Source organism: bacterium (genome assembly GCA_020440705.1).
Taxonomy (GTDB): Bacteria; Krumholzibacteriota; Krumholzibacteriia; order LZORAL124-64-63; family LZORAL124-64-63; genus JAGRNP01.
In genome coordinates, this window is the sequence record JAGRNP010000001.1 from 79,708 (window position 1) to 97,808 (window position 18,101).

General features: G+C 70.4%; 16 protein-coding genes. 3 read left to right on the forward strand and 13 right to left on the reverse strand.

The genetic code is table 11. The features are described 5' to 3' along the window. Positions 1-86 precede the first annotated feature (86 nt). From KDM41_00345 to KDM41_00360, 4 genes are all read right to left on the reverse strand, one after another. Positions 87-941, reverse strand: a complete 855-nt coding sequence (locus tag KDM41_00345) for a phosphatase PAP2 family protein (protein ID MCB1181859.1) — start codon at positions 939-941, stop codon at positions 87-89. 163 nt (positions 942-1,104) lie between these two features. Further along, positions 1,105-2,589 carry an aldehyde dehydrogenase family protein gene (locus KDM41_00350; GenBank protein MCB1181860.1) on the reverse strand — a complete coding sequence of 495 codons (1,485 nt, stop codon included), beginning with the start codon at positions 2,587-2,589 and terminating at the stop codon, positions 1,105-1,107. A 128-nt stretch (positions 2,590-2,717) separates the two neighbouring features. Beyond that, the gene (locus KDM41_00355) at positions 2,718-4,043 is read right to left on the reverse strand and encodes a saccharopine dehydrogenase NADP-binding domain-containing protein (protein MCB1181861.1); all 1,326 of its coding nucleotides are present in this window, start codon (positions 4,041-4,043) and stop codon (positions 2,718-2,720) included. Positions 4,044-4,072: 29 nt separating this feature from the next. Continuing rightward, a complete protein-coding gene (locus KDM41_00360; protein ID MCB1181862.1) occupies positions 4,073-5,392 on the reverse strand; it encodes a hypothetical protein in 1,320 nt (439 codons plus the stop codon). 285 nt (positions 5,393-5,677) lie between these two features. Between KDM41_00360 and KDM41_00365 the strand changes: the two genes are divergently transcribed. Further along, a complete protein-coding gene (locus tag KDM41_00365) occupies positions 5,678-6,151 on the forward strand; it encodes a DinB family protein (protein ID MCB1181863.1) in 474 nt (157 codons plus the stop codon). A gap of 140 nt (positions 6,152-6,291) precedes the next feature. Here KDM41_00365 and KDM41_00370 read toward each other — a convergent pair whose 3' ends face one another. From KDM41_00370 to typA, 6 genes are all read right to left on the reverse strand, one after another. Then, a complete protein-coding gene (locus KDM41_00370) occupies positions 6,292-6,720 on the reverse strand; it encodes a hypothetical protein (GenBank protein MCB1181864.1) in 429 nt (142 codons plus the stop codon). Positions 6,721-6,851: 131 nt separating this feature from the next. Further along, positions 6,852-7,406: a PepSY-associated TM helix domain-containing protein gene (locus tag KDM41_00375; protein MCB1181865.1), complete on the reverse strand. Its 555-nt coding sequence runs from the start codon at positions 7,404-7,406 to the stop codon at positions 6,852-6,854. Between the two features lie 4 nt (positions 7,407-7,410). Beyond that, the gene (locus KDM41_00380; GenBank protein ID MCB1181866.1) at positions 7,411-7,887 is read right to left on the reverse strand and encodes a DUF4920 domain-containing protein; all 477 of its coding nucleotides are present in this window, start codon (positions 7,885-7,887) and stop codon (positions 7,411-7,413) included. A gap of 213 nt (positions 7,888-8,100) precedes the next feature. Beyond that, positions 8,101-9,072 (reverse strand): esterase family protein, encoded by a 972-nt coding sequence (locus tag KDM41_00385; GenBank protein ID MCB1181867.1) that lies wholly within the window; start codon positions 9,070-9,072, stop codon positions 8,101-8,103. A gap of 7 nt (positions 9,073-9,079) precedes the next feature. Then, positions 9,080-9,388 carry an MTH1187 family thiamine-binding protein gene (locus KDM41_00390; protein MCB1181868.1) on the reverse strand — a complete coding sequence of 103 codons (309 nt, stop codon included), beginning with the start codon at positions 9,386-9,388 and terminating at the stop codon, positions 9,080-9,082. A gap of 37 nt (positions 9,389-9,425) precedes the next feature. After that, entirely contained in the window at positions 9,426-11,240 is a 1,815-nt protein-coding gene (gene typA / locus KDM41_00395; GenBank protein MCB1181869.1) for a translational GTPase TypA, read from the reverse strand. Positions 11,241-11,457: 217 nt separating this feature from the next. On the opposite strand from typA, the gene KDM41_00400 reads away from it, so the two are divergent. Then, the gene (locus KDM41_00400; protein MCB1181870.1) at positions 11,458-12,453 is read left to right on the forward strand and encodes a hypothetical protein; all 996 of its coding nucleotides are present in this window, start codon (positions 11,458-11,460) and stop codon (positions 12,451-12,453) included. A gap of 164 nt (positions 12,454-12,617) precedes the next feature. Here KDM41_00400 and KDM41_00405 read toward each other — a convergent pair whose 3' ends face one another. The 3 genes from KDM41_00405 to KDM41_00415 form a co-directional block, all read right to left on the reverse strand. Further along, the gene (locus KDM41_00405; protein MCB1181871.1) at positions 12,618-13,607 is read right to left on the reverse strand and encodes a diacylglycerol kinase family lipid kinase; all 990 of its coding nucleotides are present in this window, start codon (positions 13,605-13,607) and stop codon (positions 12,618-12,620) included. Between the two features lie 95 nt (positions 13,608-13,702). Next, on the reverse strand, positions 13,703-14,170 hold the full coding sequence (locus tag KDM41_00410; protein MCB1181872.1) for a hypothetical protein: 468 nt from the start codon (positions 14,168-14,170) through the stop codon (positions 13,703-13,705). A gap of 156 nt (positions 14,171-14,326) precedes the next feature. Beyond that, positions 14,327-15,625, reverse strand: a complete 1,299-nt coding sequence (locus KDM41_00415; GenBank protein MCB1181873.1) for a PilZ domain-containing protein — start codon at positions 15,623-15,625, stop codon at positions 14,327-14,329. Positions 15,626-15,836: 211 nt separating this feature from the next. Here KDM41_00415 and KDM41_00420 point away from each other — a divergent pair, with 211 nt between their 5' ends. Next, positions 15,837-17,870, forward strand: coding sequence for a glycogen debranching enzyme (locus KDM41_00420; GenBank protein MCB1181874.1), 2,034 nt, complete (start codon positions 15,837-15,839; stop codon positions 17,868-17,870). The last annotated feature ends 231 nt before the right edge of the window (positions 17,871-18,101 follow it).

Below are 18,101 nucleotides of genomic sequence, written 5' to 3' on the forward strand. Positions count from 1 at the left end.
GGCTGGTGGCACGGTCGGTCGCTGGGGGCAACTTACCACAGGCCCGCACGACGGGCCAGTGCGGCCTCCCCCCGCCTCGCCGTCGCTCAGAACCCGAAGCCGAAAGCCAGCCGGACCTCGCCGCCCCGGGCCCCGGCCGGCTCGGCGAACACGGTCTCGTGGGCACGGGGCACGGCCCAGCCGACGAGGGCGCCCACCGACGCGCCGGCGAGGATGTCGGTGGGGAAATGCCGTCCCGCCCGGTAGCGCAGGTAGCCCGTCGTCGAGGCCGCCGCGAGGCATCCGCCCCACACCCACGCCTCGGCGTCGGCGTCGGGGTGCAGCCGGGTGTAGACGGTGGCGAAGAAGACCATGGCGGCGAAGGCGTTGGCGGTGTGGCCGGACGGGAACGACCGCGTCGTGGTGCGGGCGCCGCGCAGGGCCGCCGGAATCGCCGGATCGTCGCTGTAGGCGTAGGGGCGCGGCCGGCCGACGAGGTTCTTCAGGAGATAGGTGATGCCCGTGGTCACGAGAGCCGTCTCGAGATACATGACGGCGATGTCGTCGCGCTGCCCACCGTGGCCCGCGTCGAGCGCGAGGCCGAGGGGCGCCGCGGCGCAGGCCGCCACGAGCCAGTCGCTGGCCCGGGCCGCGGCCGGCGACCAGTTGTCGACCGCGGAGCGGTCCAGGGCGTTCAGCGCCGCCGGGTCCAGGGGCTCTCCGGCCGCCGGTCCCGGTTCGTCTCCCCGGTCGAGCCACCAGCCCAGACCGTAGGCCAGCACGCCGCCGACGACGAGCGGCGCGTCGACCCCGTCACCCGTCCGGTAGCCTGCCTGGGCGGCGGCCTCCCTCGGGGCCGTGACGCCGGCCAGGGCCAGGACCACCAACGTCGCCGCGGCCCGGCGACCGGAACGGGACCGGCCGGCCGTCGGCGGTGTCGAGTGGCGATGCGGTCCGCTCATGGTTGCTCCCGGAGTCGCGGGGAAATCACGGTGGCGGCGGGCGGGACGATATCAGGGCCCGCCCACCCCGTCCAGCCCGTCGGCCGCGACCGGGAGGGCCGCAGACGCGACGACCCCGGGCAGCGGGCCCGGGGTCGTCGGTCGCCGGGACGGGGCGGCCGGGTCAGGCCTTGAACTCCACGCCCTGGGCCAGGTGGATCTCGCCGCCCCAGTTGATGGTATTTGTCTGCCGACGCATGTACATCTTCCAGGAGTCGGAACCGGACTCGCGCCCGCCGCCGGTCTCCTTCTCGCCCCCGAAGGCGCCGCCGATCTCGGCGCCCGAGGTGCCGATGTTGATGTTGGCGATGCCGCAATCGGAACCGAGGAAGCTGAGGAAGGCCTCGCCCTCGTTCACGCTGTCGGTGTAGATGGCGCTGCTCAGACCCTGCGGCACGTCGTTGTGCATCCGGAAGGCCTGGTCGATCTTCCTGTACTTCATCACGTACAGGATCGGCGCGAAGGTCTCGCTCTGCACGATCGGCTTGCGGTTGTCGATCTCGATGATCGTCGGCTGCACGAAGGTGGCCGCCCCGAAGGGCTTGAGCACCTTGCCGCCGTACAGCACCTTGCCGCCCTGCTCCCTGGCCGCCTTGATGGCGTCCTCGTAGTCCTTCACGGCGCCCTCGTCGATCAGGGGACCCATCAGCGTCGCCGGATCCAGCGGATCGCCGATGTTCACGCGCTTGTAGTTGGCGATGAGCTTCTTCACGAAGGTGTCGTAGACCTTCTCCTGGATGATCAGGCGGCGCGTGCTGGTGCAGCGCTGGCCCGCGGTGCCGACGGCGCCGAAGAAGGCGCTGGCCAGGGCGCCCGTCAGGTCGGCCTTCTCGCTGATGATGATGGCGTTGTTGCCGCCGAGCTCGAGGATCGCCCGGCCGAGGCGCGCGCCCACGACGCCGCCGATGCGCTGGCCCATGCGGGTCGAGCCGGTGGCGCTGATCAGGGGCACGTCGTGGTCGTTGACCAGCTTCTCGCCGATGGTCGAGCCGCGGCCGATGGTCACGCAGCTGATGCCGGGCGTGATGCCGTTCCGCGCGAAGACCTCGTTGACGATGTTCTGGCAGGCGATGGCGCAGAGCGGCGTCTTGCTCGAGGGCTTCCAGATGCAGCTGTCCCCGCACACCCAGGCCAGGGCGGTGTTCCAGGCCCACACGGCCACCGGGAAGTTGAAGGCGCTGATGACGCCGACGACACCCAGGGGGTGCCACTGCTCCATCATGCGGTGCTTGGGCCGCTCGCTCTGCAGCGTCGGGCCGCTCAGGTTGCGGCTTAGCCCCACGGCGAAGTCGCAGATGTCGATCATCTCCTGCACCTCGCCCAGACCCTCGGTGTGGATCTTGCCCATCTCCAGGCTCACCAGGGCGCCGAGCATCTCCTTCTTCTCGCGCAGGGCCTCGCCGATCTGGCGCACGACCTCGCCGCGCTTCGGCGCGGGCAACGCCCGCCAGTCGAGGAAGGCCTGCTTGGCGTACTTCATCACCACGTCGTAGTCCTTCGTGCTGGCCTGCTCGATCTTCGCCAGCACCTCGCCCGTGGTCGGGTTCCTGGTGACGAGCATGTCCTTGCTGTTCGCGAACCACTCGCCGCCGCAGTTGGCGCCCTTCATGGTGGGCTTCAGGCCCAACGTCCGGAAGATCTGGGCCTTGGTCACCTTCCTGGTCGCCTGCGTGGTCTTCTTGGCCATGGCTATCGTTCCTTTACCTGGTTGTCGCCGTCTCCGGCGGGGTGGTCCGGTCAGTAGACCGTCAGTTCTTCCTTGCATGTGATCTCGAGGGTCGCCAGCTCGTCGAGCACCGGATTGTAGATCTCCGGCGTGACGGGCCGCAGGACCCCGCGGGCGGAAATGCCGCCCTCCAGGATGAGCCGGGCCGCGATGGCCGCGGGCAGGGACACCGTGCGCGACATGGAGGTGTCGCCGTAGCGGATCCCGAAGTCGACGAGGCTGCTGGTCAGGCGTTCGTAGTGGTTGTCCTCCGGGAACCACGCCTTGAACTCGTGGAACAGGACGACCATGTCGCGTTCGCCCGGGTTGTAGGTGAGCTTGTCGAGCATGATGTCGCCGAGGGCGTCGAGCGGCGACACCGCGGCGCGGCCGATGGGCCGGCGCGAGAAGAGGCCGAGCCAGTGCATGTTCCACGGCGGCAGCGTGTCCGCCGGCAGGCCCATGCGGTGGGCGGCCACGACGCGCAGGTCGTCCTCCGGGCCGGCGCCGAGCAGACCCCGCATGTAGTCGGCGTAGGTGAGGTCGGCCGCCGGCCTTTCGGCCATGTCGAGCATGCCCACCTTGACGAGGTTGTGCATGGTGTCGCACCAGCCGATGTAGCGCAGCGTGCCCCGGAACAGCGACCGCACTTCGGCGCCGAGACCGTAGATCTCCCGGTACTCGAGGCTGTCGCGGTTCGGGTAGGCCTCGAACACGCCCGCCCCCGGCACGGTCAGCAGGTGCATGTCGCGGAAGAGACGCTCCGGCTCCACGATCACCTCGTGGTTGTCGCGCCAGTAGCGCGCCCCGTTGCGGCTGGCCAGCAGCACGCCCCGCGGCGCCCACGAGAACTTGTAGCCGAAGGGGTTGTCGTTGGCCTCGGGCGCCGGCAGACCGCCGCAGTACGAACGGAAATGCCGGATCTTGCCGCCGCGCGCGTGCACGTCGTCGATGATGCGCATGGCCGACATGTGGTCGATGCCCGGATCGAGGCCGATCTCGTTGAGGAAGATCAGGTCCTTGTCGCGGGCGTCGGCATCGAAGGCCTGCATCTCCGGCGACACGTACGAGGCCGTGACCAGGTTGCGCCGGTGCTGGAGGCAGTGGTTGGCCACCAGCGGGTGGTAGCTGTACGGCACGAGGCTGATCACCAGGTCGTGGGCCGCCACCAGCTCCGACAGGGCGCGGTCGTCGTCGAGCACCAGGCGCAGGGCCGTGCCGTTGGGCTCGTCGCCGATCAGCTTCTGGGCGTCCTCGACGGCGAGGCTGGTCACCGTCAGGGCGTAGTCGCGCCGCAGCAGGTACCGGATCAGGGGACCCGCCACCATGCCCGCGCCGAGCACCAGGATCTTCTTCACGCTCGTCCCCTCCCCGGCCGGCGACCCCGTCACCGGCCCGCCTTGTCCAGGTGTTCCTGCAGATACCGGTAGCCCGGGGCGAGCTCGCCCCGGTGACAGATGACGGCCTTCTTCAGGTGCGGCGGCAGATGCAGCGCCTCGAACCCGACGGCGTAGTCGGCCTGGGCCAGGGCCGGCACCATCGCGCCCAGCACCGAGCTGAAATGCAGCGAACTCTCCCGCGGCAGCTCGCACGGCAGGTTGTCCACCGACATGACCACGGGCCCCGGACCGACCACGCCGTCGGCGACGGTGTCGGTCTCGGGATCGTACACGTAGCAGGGCGCATCGGGCATGGGCGCCTTCAGCGTCACCTCGATGCTGCCCCCGATGTCGCAGCTGATGTCGCCGATGACGCGCAGGCGCGGCGATCGATCGGGCCCGAAGTTGGCCCGGACCCACTTCTTCGTGACCAGGCGCGGGTAGGCGTCGGTCCAGTAGATGGTGTTCAGCAGCGCGTCGAGGTGGGGCAGGTGCCGCTCGAAGACGCCGCGGTAGTTCTCCGGGCGCTGGTAGTAGTCCTGCAGCACGAACTGGGCCTCGTCGGACCGCGGCCGCACCATGTCCTCCTCGCGGAAGGTCACCTTGAGCAGGGGCCCGCGTCCGGCCACGTCGCCCTCGGCGGCGGCGGCCAGTTCGGCCGGCGTCACCTCGGTGACGGGCAGGCAGTCGAGGATCGCCGCGCAACCCCGGGCCACGTTCCCGTACCCGGCCACGCCGATGACGAGGGGACGTTCCAGGGCCCACAGCCCTTCGCTGCGGATGCGGGCGCCGATCCGGCGCAGGTGCTCCTGCACCTCGCCCAGGCTGCCGTACTCGTAGGCGTGCCGCAGCTCGCCGAGAGGCGTGGCGATGCCCTCGTTCTCGAGGCGCGCCGCCAGGGCGACCAGGGTCTCGACCGCGCCCGCGTAGCCCGCGTGCAGGCTGAAGAAGATCAGGCGCCGGTTCTGCTCGTCGGCGATCCGCTCGTAGTCGATGAGGGTGGCCCCCACATCCAGCAGATGCCGCAGCATGGGCATGTTGTAGGCCTGGCCCTTGATGGTGTGCGAGAAGTAGAGGTAGGTCTTGCCCGGTTCGAGTTCGGCGACCGGGATCTCCTTCACCGCCAGGATCACGTCGGCGGTGCGCAGGTCCGGGACGATGCGCGCACCGACCGCCTCGTATTCCACGTCGCCAAAGACCCGGATCGGCGAGGTCTGGACCACGACATCGAGATCGTGGCGGTCCCGGAGGGTCGCCACGTCATCCGGAACGAGGGGCACGCGACGTTCCCACTGGTTCTTGTCCTCGCGCCGGATGCCGATCGTCACGCCCATGGGTCACCTGCCGGGATGGTCGCAATCCGGGAGGCCGGGATTGCCGCAGAGGGTTGTGGGACATCGCGAAGGAAACGCCGACGGACGGCCCGTCGCCGCCCCAAAGCTAGGAGGCCCGCTGGGCCCCGTCAAGTGCCCCTCCACGGCGCCCTGCCACCCCACCGGGCGCCAAGTTCGACCGTGACAACGGCCCGCCCGGCCCGCTAGACTGGGCGGGTCCACCGCCGGTCGCCGGACCGGTCGGCACCCCGCCCGCGAGGCCAGCCAAGGAGCCGTGCCATGAGCCCCAACGCGTACGCCGTCCCGGTCAAGCAAGCCCTCCAGTTCTTCAGCCGGACCTGCAGCGTGTTCAACGAGGACGACTCGGCCTATGCCCCCACGCCGGGCCAGTTCACGGTGGCCCAGCATGTGGCCCACGTGGCCCAGACCATCGACTGGTTCCTCGCCGGCGGCTTCTCTCCCGAAGGCTTCGACCTCGACTTCGCCAGCCACCAGGCCCAGGTCCGCGCCGTCGACTCCCTCGCCGAAGCCATGACCTGGCTGGCGCGCAGCGTCGACGCCGCCTCGGCGACCCTCTCCGCCCAGTCGGCCCAGGACATGATGGCTCCCATCGCCGAGGGCCCCATCATGGCCGGCGAGCCCCGCGCGGCCATCGTCGCCGCCATCGCCGAACACACGGCCCACCACCGCGGCTCGCTCGCCGTCTACGCCAGGCTCCTCGGCTACGCGCCGCCGATGCCGTATTCCGCCTGAGCCGGGCGGGCATCCCCTTGCGGTCACCACGACCGGGCCGGGACCGGAAGGCAGGAACGGTCCCGGCCCGGTCGTGATGGCCGCAGGGTGACGACGGCGTGGCATGCAGGCGGGATGCGGGATCGCCCGTGCGGCGGGGATCAGGCGAAGCCGGCCAGGGCCCAGGCGACCAGGATGAGGGCGACGACGGCCGCGGAGCCGGTGACCAGGCCGGTGCGGCGGGAACGGAGCCAACCGCTGAGGCCGACGGCGGCCAGCAGGGCGAAGACGCCGAGGCCGAAACTCAGGGAGTTGACGACGCGACCGGTGCCGACGGAAGCGTGGGCCCGCACGTTGGCCGGGACGTCCGCATGGAGCACGGTCGTCAACATGACCGAGGCCACCACCGACACGACGAAGGCGCACGCGGCCACCGCGGCCGCCCCCACGACCCAGCCGGCGACCCGCCGGGGCGCATGCGACACCAGCACGGTCACCAGGAACGTCGCCGCAAATCCCCCCAGGAAAGCTCCCAGGAACGCCAACTGCCGCGACAGCTCCAACAGGTAGGCATCCGTCAACGCCTGCATCCGATACTCCCCATGGTCGCCGTTGGCGTTTCGCCGGTCGCCCGCACGTGGGGTTCCCGCCGGGTGTTCGCGCCCGCGGGAGACGTTCCTGCCTTCCGGCTCCCGCGGGCGCGAACACCCGGCTGGAGGCACTACGCCCGGACGACCAGCGTGTACACCAACGGCAGGACGATGCCCAGCGCCATGAGGAGGCCGCCCCGGCCCTTGAGGCCCTTGCGCCCCCGCACGAGCCAGGGTCCGGTCAATGCCAGGATGATCAGGATGCCGGCGTAGACGTCGGCGATCCCGGTCCAGGGCGCCTTGCCGAGATTGAGGTGCATGAAGTTGAGGTCGAAGAGCAACGGCCGCTTGCGGAACCCGTGCTGGGTGATCTCCCCCGAGGCCAGATCGACGTCGTAGCCGCCGCCCTCGACGAAGACCTGCAGGGTGGTCGAGTCGGCGCGCCAGGTGTTCTTGACCTCGTCGCCGAGGCCCAGGCGCTCGATCACGAGCGCCCGGATCTCGTCGGTCGGGTGCACGCCCACCGGCTCCATGCGCTCCACCGTGAGGGTGCGCTGGTAGTTGGCGTCCCAGTGGTGGGCATGGTTGACGGCGATGCCGCTGACGGCGTAGACGAGGGTCAGGCCCACGGCAAGGAAACCCAGCTCCCGGTGCAGGGTGCGGCAGATCTTCCGGAATCGCTGCATGCGGCTACTTCTTGGCGACGACGGCGCCGGTGCCGCTCAGCTGGTACAGCGTCATGCAGGTGGTGACCGACGCGGCGTCGAAGTCCTTGCCGTCCTTCTTGGCCTCCATCTCGCAGACCTTCTTCGTGGTCTCGAGGTCGAGCTCGTTGGCGGTCCAGACGCCCTCGGCCAGCACGGTGTCGCCCAGCATCTCGGGCGGGAAGACGATGACGCCGTCCTTCACCTTCACGCGCACGGTCTCGCCCTCGACGTCCGAAGCCAGGTTCACCCAGCAGCCGCGGTGCTCGCACACGCCGACGGCAGTGCCCTTGACGCGGATCGTCTTGCCCACGTAGGCGTCGGGGTTGGCCAGCAGCGTGCTCACCAGCACAGTGTCGGACCCGCTGACGCCCTGGCCGTAGACGGTCTCGGCCTTGTCGGCCTGGGCGGCGACGGCGAGCAGCGAGCACAGGGCCATGGAAACGAGGATGATCTTGCGCATGTGGTTCTCCCCCACGGTGATGGTGCGAGCGGGGCCGCCCGGTCGCGTCCGGGGGCCTGTTTATCTTCTGGCAAAAGGATGGGCATTCGAACGGGTCTTTTCAAGAGGATTCGGTCGTGTCTCGGGAAATGTGTCTCGACGCAGCCGCACCGATCGCTTCCCCGGATCCGTTCCGGACGCGCATCTCAGCTCGCGCCTCCGCCCCCGGCCGGATCAGGCCCCGGCGCCGAGGGCGAAGCGCAGCCCCCGGGCCAGACCGTTGCGCCAGTTCACCCAGTTGTGTCCGGCAGCGCGCAGTTCCAGGCGGGCCGACATCCCCGCGGCCGCGAGGGCCGCCACGAGCCGCTCGTTGCTGCCGGTCAGCCATTCGAGGGTGCCGCAGTCCAGGTGCCAGGCGATGTCCCGCGGGGCCTCGACCTCGACCCGCTGCCGGAAGGCCTCCCGGCCCTCGAAGGGCCACGACAGGTCCATGTCCGGCGAAAAGAGGAACGCCCCGGACTGGGCCACCACCCGCTGGAAGAGCTCCGGGTGGTCCCAGGCCAGGTAGGCGCTGCACAGTCCGCCCAGGCTCGCGCCCCACGCCGTGCGCCGGCCGTCGCCGGCGATGCGGGCCTCGACCGCGGGCAGCACCTCGGCGACCAGGTGCGCGAGGTAGTCCGGATTGAAGGCGTACTCCCGGGTGCGGTCGTTGGGGGTGACGAAGACGAGGTGGGCCGGCGCGACCTCGCCCGCGGCGAGGAGGCGATCGAGCACCTGCGCCACGCGGCCCCAGCCGAAGTAGGCCTTGCCGTCCTGGAACCACACCGCCGGCAGCTCGGCGTCGGCGTGCCCCGCCGGCGTGTACACCAGCACCTGGCGCGCCGCGGGGAAGCGGGCCGTCTCCACCCGCAGGCGCAGCACGCGTCCAGCGGGCTTGACGCCTTCCTCGACGACCCACCGGTCGGGGGCGTAGGCGGGCCCCATCAGGTTCGAGGCGAAGGTCCACCAGGGATTCAGGCGCGGATTGGGGTTGTCCGGATCGGGCCGCTTCTCGCCGTCGGCGTCCTGCCAGGCGTACTCGAAGTAGGCGTCGTCGGGGATCTCGAAGGGCGCCAGGCGCTCGACCGGGACCGGCGCCTTGCGCCAGTCGGTGTGGTCGCTCCACAGGTGCGTGGCCCAGGCGGGCGGCTGCAGGTCGACGCGCACGGCCGGATCAGGTCCGCAGGTCGCGGCCGGTCTTGGCCTTCAGGGTGGCCACCTTGCCGTCGAGGCGGCCGCCCGGTCCGGGGCGCCAGTCGAACTTCAGGTTGCAGGCGATGCGCCCGCAATCGGCGCTCATGCGTTCGTAGCACTTCTTCACCACGGCCATCACCTCGTCGTACTCGCCCTCGAGGCAGGTGCCCATGGGGCCGAGGCGGTAGGGCAGGCCGCTGTCGTCGATGATCTCGAGGTTGCGCTTCACGTACTCGCTCACGCTCGCCCCCTTGTCGGTGGGGAACATGGCGAACTCCAGCAGCACCATCGCGAACTCCTTCCGCATCCGGCCCGATCGGGCCGGACTACTCCTCGCCCGTCGAGAGCTTGGCCCGCTTGGCCGCGCGCTTGCGGTCGTTCTCGTCGAGCAGGGCCTTGCGCAGCCGGATCGACTTGGGCGTCACCTCGACATACTCGTCGTGGTTCAGGTACTCGAGAGCCTCCTCGAGACTCATCTTCAGGGGCGGGGCGATGCGCATCTTCCGGTCCGAGCCCGAGGCCCGCATGTTCGTCAGCTGCTTCGCCTTCTGGGCGTTCACGACCAGATCGTCGTCGCGCGTGTTCTCGCCGATGATCTGCCCCGTGTAGAGATTGTCGCCCGCTTCGACGAAGAAGATGCCGCGGTCCTGCAGGGCGTCCAGCGCGAAGGCCACGGCCTTGCCGGGCCCCATCGAGATCAGCGAGCCGTTGGTGCGCTCGGGGATCGAGCCCTTGAAGTACTGGTAGTCGTGGAAGCGGTGGTGCATGACGATCTCGCCGGCCGTCGCCCGCAGCATCCGGCTGCGGAAACCGATCAGGCCACGGCTCGGGATGTGGAACGTGATCAGGGTGCGGCCCCCGCGCTGCTCCATGTTGACCATGTCGCCCTTGCGCGTGGCGGCGTACTCGATGACGGTGCCGGCGAGGTCCGACGGCACGTCCACGTTGAGGGTCTCGATGGGCTCGGCCTTCTTGCCCCCGATCTCCTTGTAGATCACCTGGGGCTGGCCCACCATGAACTCGTAGCCTTCGCGCCGCATGTTCTCCATGAGGATCGACAGGTGCAGGATGCCGCGCCCCGAGACCTTGAAGCCGTCGCCCAGGTCCTGCACGCGCAGGGCCACGTCGCGCTCGGTCTCGCGCAGCAGGCGCTCGAGCACCTGGCGGCTGGTGACGTACTTGCCCTCCTGGCCGTAGCCCGGGCTGTCGTTGGGCCGGAAGGTCATGCTCAGGGTCGGATCGTCGACGGCGATCAGGGGCAACGGCTCCGGCATCTCGACGTCGGCGATGGTGTCGCCGATGTCGACGCCCTCGAGGCCGACGACCGCGCAGATGTCGCCGCAGCCGACGTGCTCCACCTCGGCCTTGCCCAGGTTGTCGAACACGTAGAGCCGGCGCACCTGGGCCTTCACCTGCGAGCCGTCCCGCTTGCACAGCATGACCTGCTGCTTCGCCTTGAGCGAGCCGCGCACGATGCGGCCCACGCCGATGCGGCCCACGTAGCCGCTGTGGTCCATGGCCGCCACGAGCATCTGCAACGGCCCCTCCTGGATCTTCGGCGCCGGCACGTGGTCGACGATGAGGTCGAGCAGCGGGCTGAGGTCCCTGCGCTCGTCCTCCAGTTCGCCCACCGCCCAGCCGTCGCGGCCCGCGGCGTACACGCCGCGGAAGTCGAGTTGCTCGTCCGTCGCGTTCAGTTCGAGGAAGAGATTGAAGATCTCGTCGAGCACCTCGTCCGGCCGGGCGCTCGGCCGGTCGACCTTGTTGATCACGACCACGGGTTTCAGGTCGAGCTGCATGGCCTTCTGCAGCACGAACCGCGTCTGGGGCATGGGCCCTTCGAAGGCGTCGACGAGCAGCAGCACGCCATCGGCCATCTTGAGCACCCGTTCCACCTCGCCGCCGAAGTCGGCGTGGCCCGGGGTGTCGATCAGGTTGATGCGCGTGTCCCGGTAGGTGATCGAGAAGTTCTTCGACGTGATGGTGATGCCCCGCTCGCGCTCGAGGTCGTTGGAGTCCATCACGCGCTCCTGCACTTCCTGGCCGGCGCGGAACACGTGGCACTGGCGCAGGATCTGGTCGACGAGCGTGGTCTTGCCGTGATCGACGTGGGCGATGATGGCGACGTTGCGGATCTGCATGCGGATCGACCTCGAAACGGGAACGGGTCCGGTTGGGGCGGCGGCATTTCCGGCGCCCGGGCGGGCCAAAGAATAGTCTGCCGCGTCTTCGCGCGCCAATCCGACCGCCGGGGCGCGCCCAAATCCGTCTTGACCGCCGGACCCCGCCGCGGCGAGAATGATTGTGGTCCGATGACAACAAGGACCGGATCGAGCTTCTCGCCACAAGGAGCCCGCCATGACCGCCGGAACCCCCGCCACCGACGAGGCCGTGCGCCTGCTGCGTGAACTGGGCCTGACCGCCACCGAGGCCGAGGTCTACTGCGCCGCCCTGCAGGCCGCCGTCAGCGAACCCGTCAGCAGCTACAAGCTGGCCCAGGCCATGGGCCGCGACCCGGCCAACGTGGGCAAGATCCTCGCCGCGCTCGTGCACCGCGACGCCATGGCCGTGGTCCAGGACAAGCCCCGCCTCTACCTCCCCACCGCCCCGGACGTCTTCACGGCCCGGATCCGCGCCCGGCTCGTGCGCCACGCCCGCGACGCCGCCGCGGCCCTCGAGGACCTGCGCGACGCCCCGGAGCGCCCCGAAGCCGTGGGCCTGGCCCTGGCCGACCCGGAAGCCGTCTTCGCCCGGGCCCGGACGCTGCTGGCCGGCTGCGGGCGGCGCGCCGTGGTCTTCGGGGCCAAGGAATGCCTGCGCGAGATCGGCGCCGAACTGGAGGCCGCCGCCGAGCCGGACGACCGCGAGGTGCTCGTCCTGAGCCCCGCGGCCATGCAGGCCGAGCACGCCATGATCGCGGTCTTCAGCCCCCTGAGCGGCCTGGGCGACCTGCCGGGGCGCGACTTCCTGCAGCTGGTGGTCGACGATCGCGCCTGGCTGGCGGCCGACCTCGGTCCGGACGCCCCGGTCCCCTGCGGCTGGTGGAGCGACCACAGTCCCGCCGCCCGGGTCCTGGCCGGCTCGCTCACCCTGGCCTGGCACGCCGGCCACGCCGCCGGTCCCCGCCACGAGGTCGCACCCTGCGCTCCCGCACCGGAGCCTGAACCGGGGGCGGAGTCCGCAGCCGAGTCGGCGCCGATCGCCGCGTCGGAACCGGCGCCCACGCCCGAACCCGCACCCGCGGCGCCGGTCGCGCCCCAGCCCCCGGCCCCTGTGGAGACGCCGTCCGCGGCCTCCGACGAAGGCGACGACGGCCTGACGTTCCTCGTCCGCCACGACCGCCGCCCCGGCTGACGGGCACAAAAAAAGGGAGAGCCGGAGCCCTCCCGATGCATGGGTCGGTTCTTCTGCATGGTGCGTTTCGGAAACGGGACTGCGTCGTGTGTTGCACCCAGCGGGAACCGATCAGCTGCAGGAAAGATACGGAATCCCCATGCGGGCGGCAAATCGCGCCAGTGCTACTTCCGGCTGCGCTGCCACAGGTTCTTCCAGTTCAGGTCGTCCAGGAAGCCCCGCTGCTCCGGGTTCTCCCGGTACCGCTTGCCCACGATCAGCTTGACGCCGCCCGCGATGATCTCCGCCCGCAACGGCGTCTGCCCCATCTCCTCCCCGTCGATCTGCACGGCCACCGGCGGCTGGGTCGCGATGGTCACCTCCCGGGCCTGGAAATGGTGCAGGCGCGGCGTGGGCCTGTAGCGCCAGGTGAGCATGCGGAACAGGACGGCGACGAGGTCCCACAGGGAGCGGCTCGAGATCACCGTCAGGTCGAAACGCTCGTCGTGGGCGCTCGTGTCGGGCGTCACCTTCAGGTTGATGTCGCCGATCTTGCCGATGTTCGACAGCAGGATGGTGTTGCCCTCGAACTCGTGCACCTCCCCCCGGTCGGCCTCGATGACGATCTTCACCTCGTCCATGTTCAGGGCGTTGCGGACCCCGGCCCAGAGGTAGGTGAAGACACCGAAGAGGTTCTTCAGGCGACGCGGCGAATCCTGGATCACCTTGGCCGGATAGCCCATGGCCGCCATGAGGAAGAAGTGCCGGTCGTGCTCGGGCAGGAAGCCCACGTCGAAGGCCAGCACGCGGCTCTCCAGGATGTTGGTGATGGCCATGCCCGGGAACCACGGCAGGGCCAGTGCCAGCGAGACGACGTTGGCCGTCCCCACCGGCACCACGGCGATGGGCACCTTGCGCTCGGTGCGCGCCTGCCCGGAAACCACCTCGCCCACCGTCCCGTCGCCTCCGATGGCCACGATGAGATCGAAGCCGTCGTCGGCCGCTCCCCGCGACCAGCGCATGGCGTCGCCCTGGCCGCTGGTGACCCGCACCGAACAGGTGACCCCCTTCGCTTCGAACGATCCCCGCAGTTGCTGGCCCAGGCGCAGACCCCGGGCCTGCCCGGCCACGGGGTTGACGATCAGCACGGCGCGGCTGTAGGGGGATGCGCTCAAATGGTGGCTGCCCGGTTCGGGATACGGAAAAAGGCGGCGACGCCCGGAACCGCAACAGGATAGGGCGCTTGGGCGGGGGATTCAAGAACTGACGGTCAGCCCGTGAGGTCGCGGTCCCAGGTGCCCAGCCACGAGCGGACGCGCACCGTCTCGCCCGGCGCCGGCTGCACGTCGTCGAGGGACTCCTGCGCCAGGTCGATCCGCCAGCTGCCCAGCCACTCGCCGTCCTCGAAGGCCACGGCGACGACGATGCGCTCCGCCACGAAGCCTTCCAGGAAGGCCATGGCCTCGTCGTAGAAGCTGCCGGGATCGTCCGACCCGTCCGACCCGAAGCGGGTGTGGAAACTCTCGCCGAACCCGATCGAGATCTCCCACTCGCTGGTGGTGATGAACAGGCCGTGGCTCGAGCCGTCCCTGGGGCGCGGCACCTCGACGAGCAGGGCCTCCTTCTCGAATTCCTCGTACGGATCGAAGCGGGACAGGCGGTGCCACTCGGGCCAGCGCCGGAACAGGCGCATGGCGAACTGGCGGGAATGGTCGTTCAGGTTCTGCAGGTCGAGCATCAGCGCACTCCGGGAGCGGTGCCAGGGAAGCGGGAGCCGGGGGGGTGCCATCACGGTAAGCCCGGCCGGGGATCCGGTCAACCCGGCGAACGCCTGCCGGTGCCCGAAAAAAAGCGACCGCCGGGCGGTCGCGTCCGATGGCGGTCCGGGGCCGGATCAGACGCCGGCCACGTGGATGCGTTTGGCCAGGCGGGCCCTCTGCTCGGCGAGGACGTACTCCCGGATCGCGTCCAGGGCCCCGCGGTCGGCGTCCTGGGAGATCAGGAACTCGAGCCCGACCTCGAACCGCCGCGTGTTGCGGTCGACGAGGCGGGCCGTCGAGCGCCGCACCGCCGACAGAAGCACCAGGGGCGCATCGCGGTCGGGGAAGTGGATGTGGCAGCTCACGCAGCTGTTCAGCTCGACGGCCTCGAGCCCGGGTTGCTCGTCGGCGACCAGGCGGGCGCCGCTGAAACTGAGGTCGGCCATCTCGCCGACGAAGAGGGGCGGCGCGGCGTGATCGACATCGTTCCAGGGCGACGCCATCTCGTCGTTGCGACGCAGTTCGACCCGGATCGCATTCTCCAGCGGAATCCGGAAGGCGAGCCGCTGCTGCGAGATGAGCGCGTGCTGCGGCGCCTGGAAATACGCCACCGGAATGTCGGCGCCGGACTCCAGGGTGTGGTATCCGCGCCCGAGCAGCACCAGGGGGAAGCGCAACGAGCGGTCGCGGATGCCCACCGAAGCCCACAGCTCCTGGCCCACTTCGGGAGTCGGCGGCTGGGACGTGCCCAGTTCGACCACGAAGGTCAGGCACGGTTCGCCATCGAGGGTTCCCGGCCCGAGGAGCAGGCCGTGCCAGGGCGTGTCCCGGTCCCCGCCCGTCTCCAGCGCCACGTCGACTTCGACCTTGCGCACGAAGAGGAGGAAGTTCTCCATGGCCAGATGGGAATCGATGCGGTCGCGCGACTCCCACCCTGCGGGCAGGTAGCTCGACTCCATGGCCGTCAGGTAGTCGCCGCCCCGCGCAAGCTCGAGCTCCAGGCGCGACGGCGCCTCCGTGAGCAGGAACAACTGCCCGACCTCGGTCTCCAGCCGGAGCCCGAAGCTGCGGCGGCCGCGGGAGATCAGCGTCGTGGGGCCGCCATCCAGGCCGGTCACCTCGCCGCGGGGATTGCGGGCATCGAGCTTGCCGAGCAGCAACCGCAGATAGGTCGCGGCGAAACTCTCGTCGGTGCCGCCATCCGCGCCCGCCCCCACGGCCATCACGTGGTCCCGCAGGGCCGCGTCCATGCCCATGTGCACCCGCTGCAACGGCCCGTTGCGGATCTGCAGTTCCGCGTGGGACGGGAAGGTGAGGCTGCCCTGCTGGAGCAGGGACACGCCGTAGCCCAGCACCGACAGCCCGCAGCTCTCGTGCAGGGCTTCCTCGCCCGCCTGGATCATCGCGTTGAGGGACTCGAAGAGCATGGACATCCCCGCCTCGCACGGGTCGGAAATCGGTTCCGGAGCGCCCCCGGCGCCCGCCTGCACACGTTCTCCCCGTTACCATCGGCAGCAAACCGGCCGGGTTTACCCCCGGATCGCCGAACCGGGCCCTTTGCCCGCATTCCCCGTGACCGGGCGGCCGATCGGGCCTATCATGGGCCCGTTTCCCGACCCGGACCCCGCCCCGAAGGAGCGCCCCTTGTCCCCCAGCCCCCATTTCGACGGCCGACTCGGCGCGCGGCCCGTACCCGGCGGCGTCCGCTTCGCCCTCGACGCGGCCCCCGGGGGCGGCGCCCGCCTGCTCCTGTTTCCCGACGCCGACGCCGCGCTCCCCGACCGGGTGATCGAGCTCGATCCGCAGCGCGACCGCCACGGCCGCGTCTGGAGCGTCGTGGTGCCCGACGCCGGCCCGGGTCAGTGCTACAACTGGGTGCTGACCCCGCCCGGTGCCGTCGCGCGGCCCGTGCAGGCTCTCCTGGACCCCCGCGGACTGGGTGTCGCCGGCTGGAACCGCTACGACCGGCAGGCCCTGCGCAAGCTGCCGGACAACACCCCGGTCGCCCTGCGCAGCGTGGTCCTCGATCCCGACGCCTACGACTGGGGCGACGACGCCCCCCCGCGGACCGTCGGCCGTGAGTTCATCTACGAGGTGCACGCCGCGGCCTTCACCGCCGATCCCTCGAGCGGGCTGGCGCCCGACCTGCGCGGCACCTACGCCGGCCTGGCCGCGCGGGCCGACCACCTGGTCGAGTTGGGCGTCACGGCCGTCGAGCTGCTGCCGGTCGCCGCCTACGACCCGCTCGACGCCCCCGCGGGCCGCCGCAACTACTGGGGCTACAGCCCGCTGTCGTGGTTCGCGCCGCATCCCCTCTACGCCCGCGATCCGGACCCCGCCCGCGTGCTCGACGAGTTCCGCGACATGGTGCGCGCCCTGCACGCCGCGGGCCTGAAGGTCTACGTCGACGTCGTCTACAACCACACCGCCGAGGCGGGCGCCGACGGCCCCGAACTCAGTTGGCGGGGCTGCGACGAGGACGGCTACTACCTGCGCGACGCCGCGACCGGCCGCTACCGCGACTACACCGGCTGCGGCAACACGATCAGCGCGAACCACCCGGTCGGACGGCGGCTCATCCTCGACTCGCTGCGTTGGTGGGTGCGCCACCTGCACGTCGACGGTTTCCGCTTCGACCTCGGCGCGACCCACGTGCGCGACGTGGACGGCGCGCCGCTCGCCCGGCCGCCCCTCATCGGAGCCATGGAGGCCGATCCCGTCCTCGCCGACACGCGCCTGATCGCCGAGCCCTGGGACACCGGCGGCCTGCACCTGGTGGGCGACTTCCCCGGCGACCGCTTCGCCGTGTGGAACGGCCCGTTCCGCGACGCGGCGCGGCGCTTCCTGAAGGGCGACGCCGGCGTCATCGAGGAACTCATGGCCCGCATCGTCGGCAGCCCCGACCTGCTCGGCCGCCCCGGCGCCACCGCCGCGGACACCATCAACTTCGTGACCTGCCACGACGGCTTCACCCTGCACGACCTCGTGTCCTACGAGCGGAAGCACAACGAGGCCAACGGCGAAGCCAACCGCGACGGCTCCGACGCCAACCTCAGCTGGAACGGCGGCGTCGAGGGCCCGAGCGACGATCCGGAACTGATGGCCCTGCGCGAGCGTCGGGTGCGCAACTTCCTCGTGCTGCTCTTCCTTTCCCACGGCGTGCCCATGCTCTGCGGCGGCGACGAGTGGGGGCAGACCAGACGGGGCAACAACAACCCCTGGTGCCAGGACAACGACCTCAACTGGCACGACTGGAGCCTCGCCCGCACCAACGCCGGACTCGTCGCCTTCACCCGCCGCCTCGCCCGGCTCGCCAACCACCATCCGGTCCTGGCGCGCCGCCGGTTCTGGTCCGCCACCGGTCCCGGCCACACCGGCGACATCGCCTGGCACGGCCGCGAGCCGGGCCGGCCCGACTGGTCGCCCACCTCGCGTCATCTGGCCTGGGAGATCGTCGAGCCCACCGGTGGCGCCCACCTGCTGGTGGCCATGAACTCCGAGCCCGGACCCACGACCTTCCACCTGCCCGCGCCTCCGGCCGGGAAGCGCTGGCTGCGGCTGGTCGACACGGCCGACGCGGCGGCCGGCGGCTGGTGCGAACCGGCCTGCCCCGAACCGGCCGCGGCCGCGGTGGCGGTCGCCACGCACGGGGTCATGGTCTGGCTTGCGCAGAGCTAAATGGTTGGAAAATTGCGGTATTGATGGCACCAGGGCGCCAAAATTTGCAGCACCTGGATCATTTTTCCTGCAACTTGGCTAATATTTCTTTCCAAACGTCAGAGATTCTGATACTGTCTCCCGCGTTGCAGTTCCGGGGAGGCTAATCCCGAATCCTGCGTCAGAATCGACATCCGTGACCGACAACTCGCTGCCTCATCTCGCCGATTCGCCCAGCCTCCCCCACTGCAC

Coding starts and splice junctions, on each gene's coding strand:
- typA (MCB1181869.1), bottom strand. CDS start 11,240: ATGCAGATCCGCAACGTCGCCATCATCGCCCACGTCGATCACGGCAAG.
- KDM41_00380 (MCB1181866.1), bottom strand. CDS start 7,887: ATGCGCAAGATCATCCTCGTTTCCATGGCCCTGTGCTCGCTGCTCGCC.
- KDM41_00370 (MCB1181864.1), bottom strand. CDS start 6,720: ATGCAGGCGTTGACGGATGCCTACCTGTTGGAGCTGTCGCGGCAGTTG.
- KDM41_00365 (MCB1181863.1), top strand. CDS start 5,678: ATGAGCCCCAACGCGTACGCCGTCCCGGTCAAGCAAGCCCTCCAGTTC.
- KDM41_00390 (MCB1181868.1), bottom strand. CDS start 9,388: ATGGTGCTGCTGGAGTTCGCCATGTTCCCCACCGACAAGGGGGCGAGC.
- KDM41_00345 (MCB1181859.1), bottom strand. CDS start 941: ATGAGCGGACCGCATCGCCACTCGACACCGCCGACGGCCGGCCGGTCC.
- KDM41_00375 (MCB1181865.1), bottom strand. CDS start 7,406: ATGCAGCGATTCCGGAAGATCTGCCGCACCCTGCACCGGGAGCTGGGT.
- KDM41_00400 (MCB1181870.1), top strand. CDS start 11,458: ATGACCGCCGGAACCCCCGCCACCGACGAGGCCGTGCGCCTGCTGCGT.
- KDM41_00415 (MCB1181873.1), bottom strand. CDS start 15,625: ATGTCCATGCTCTTCGAGTCCCTCAACGCGATGATCCAGGCGGGCGAG.
- KDM41_00410 (MCB1181872.1), bottom strand. CDS start 14,170: ATGCTCGACCTGCAGAACCTGAACGACCATTCCCGCCAGTTCGCCATG.
- KDM41_00350 (MCB1181860.1), bottom strand. CDS start 2,589: ATGAAGGGCGCCAACTGCGGCGGCGAGTGGTTCGCGAACAGCAAGGAC.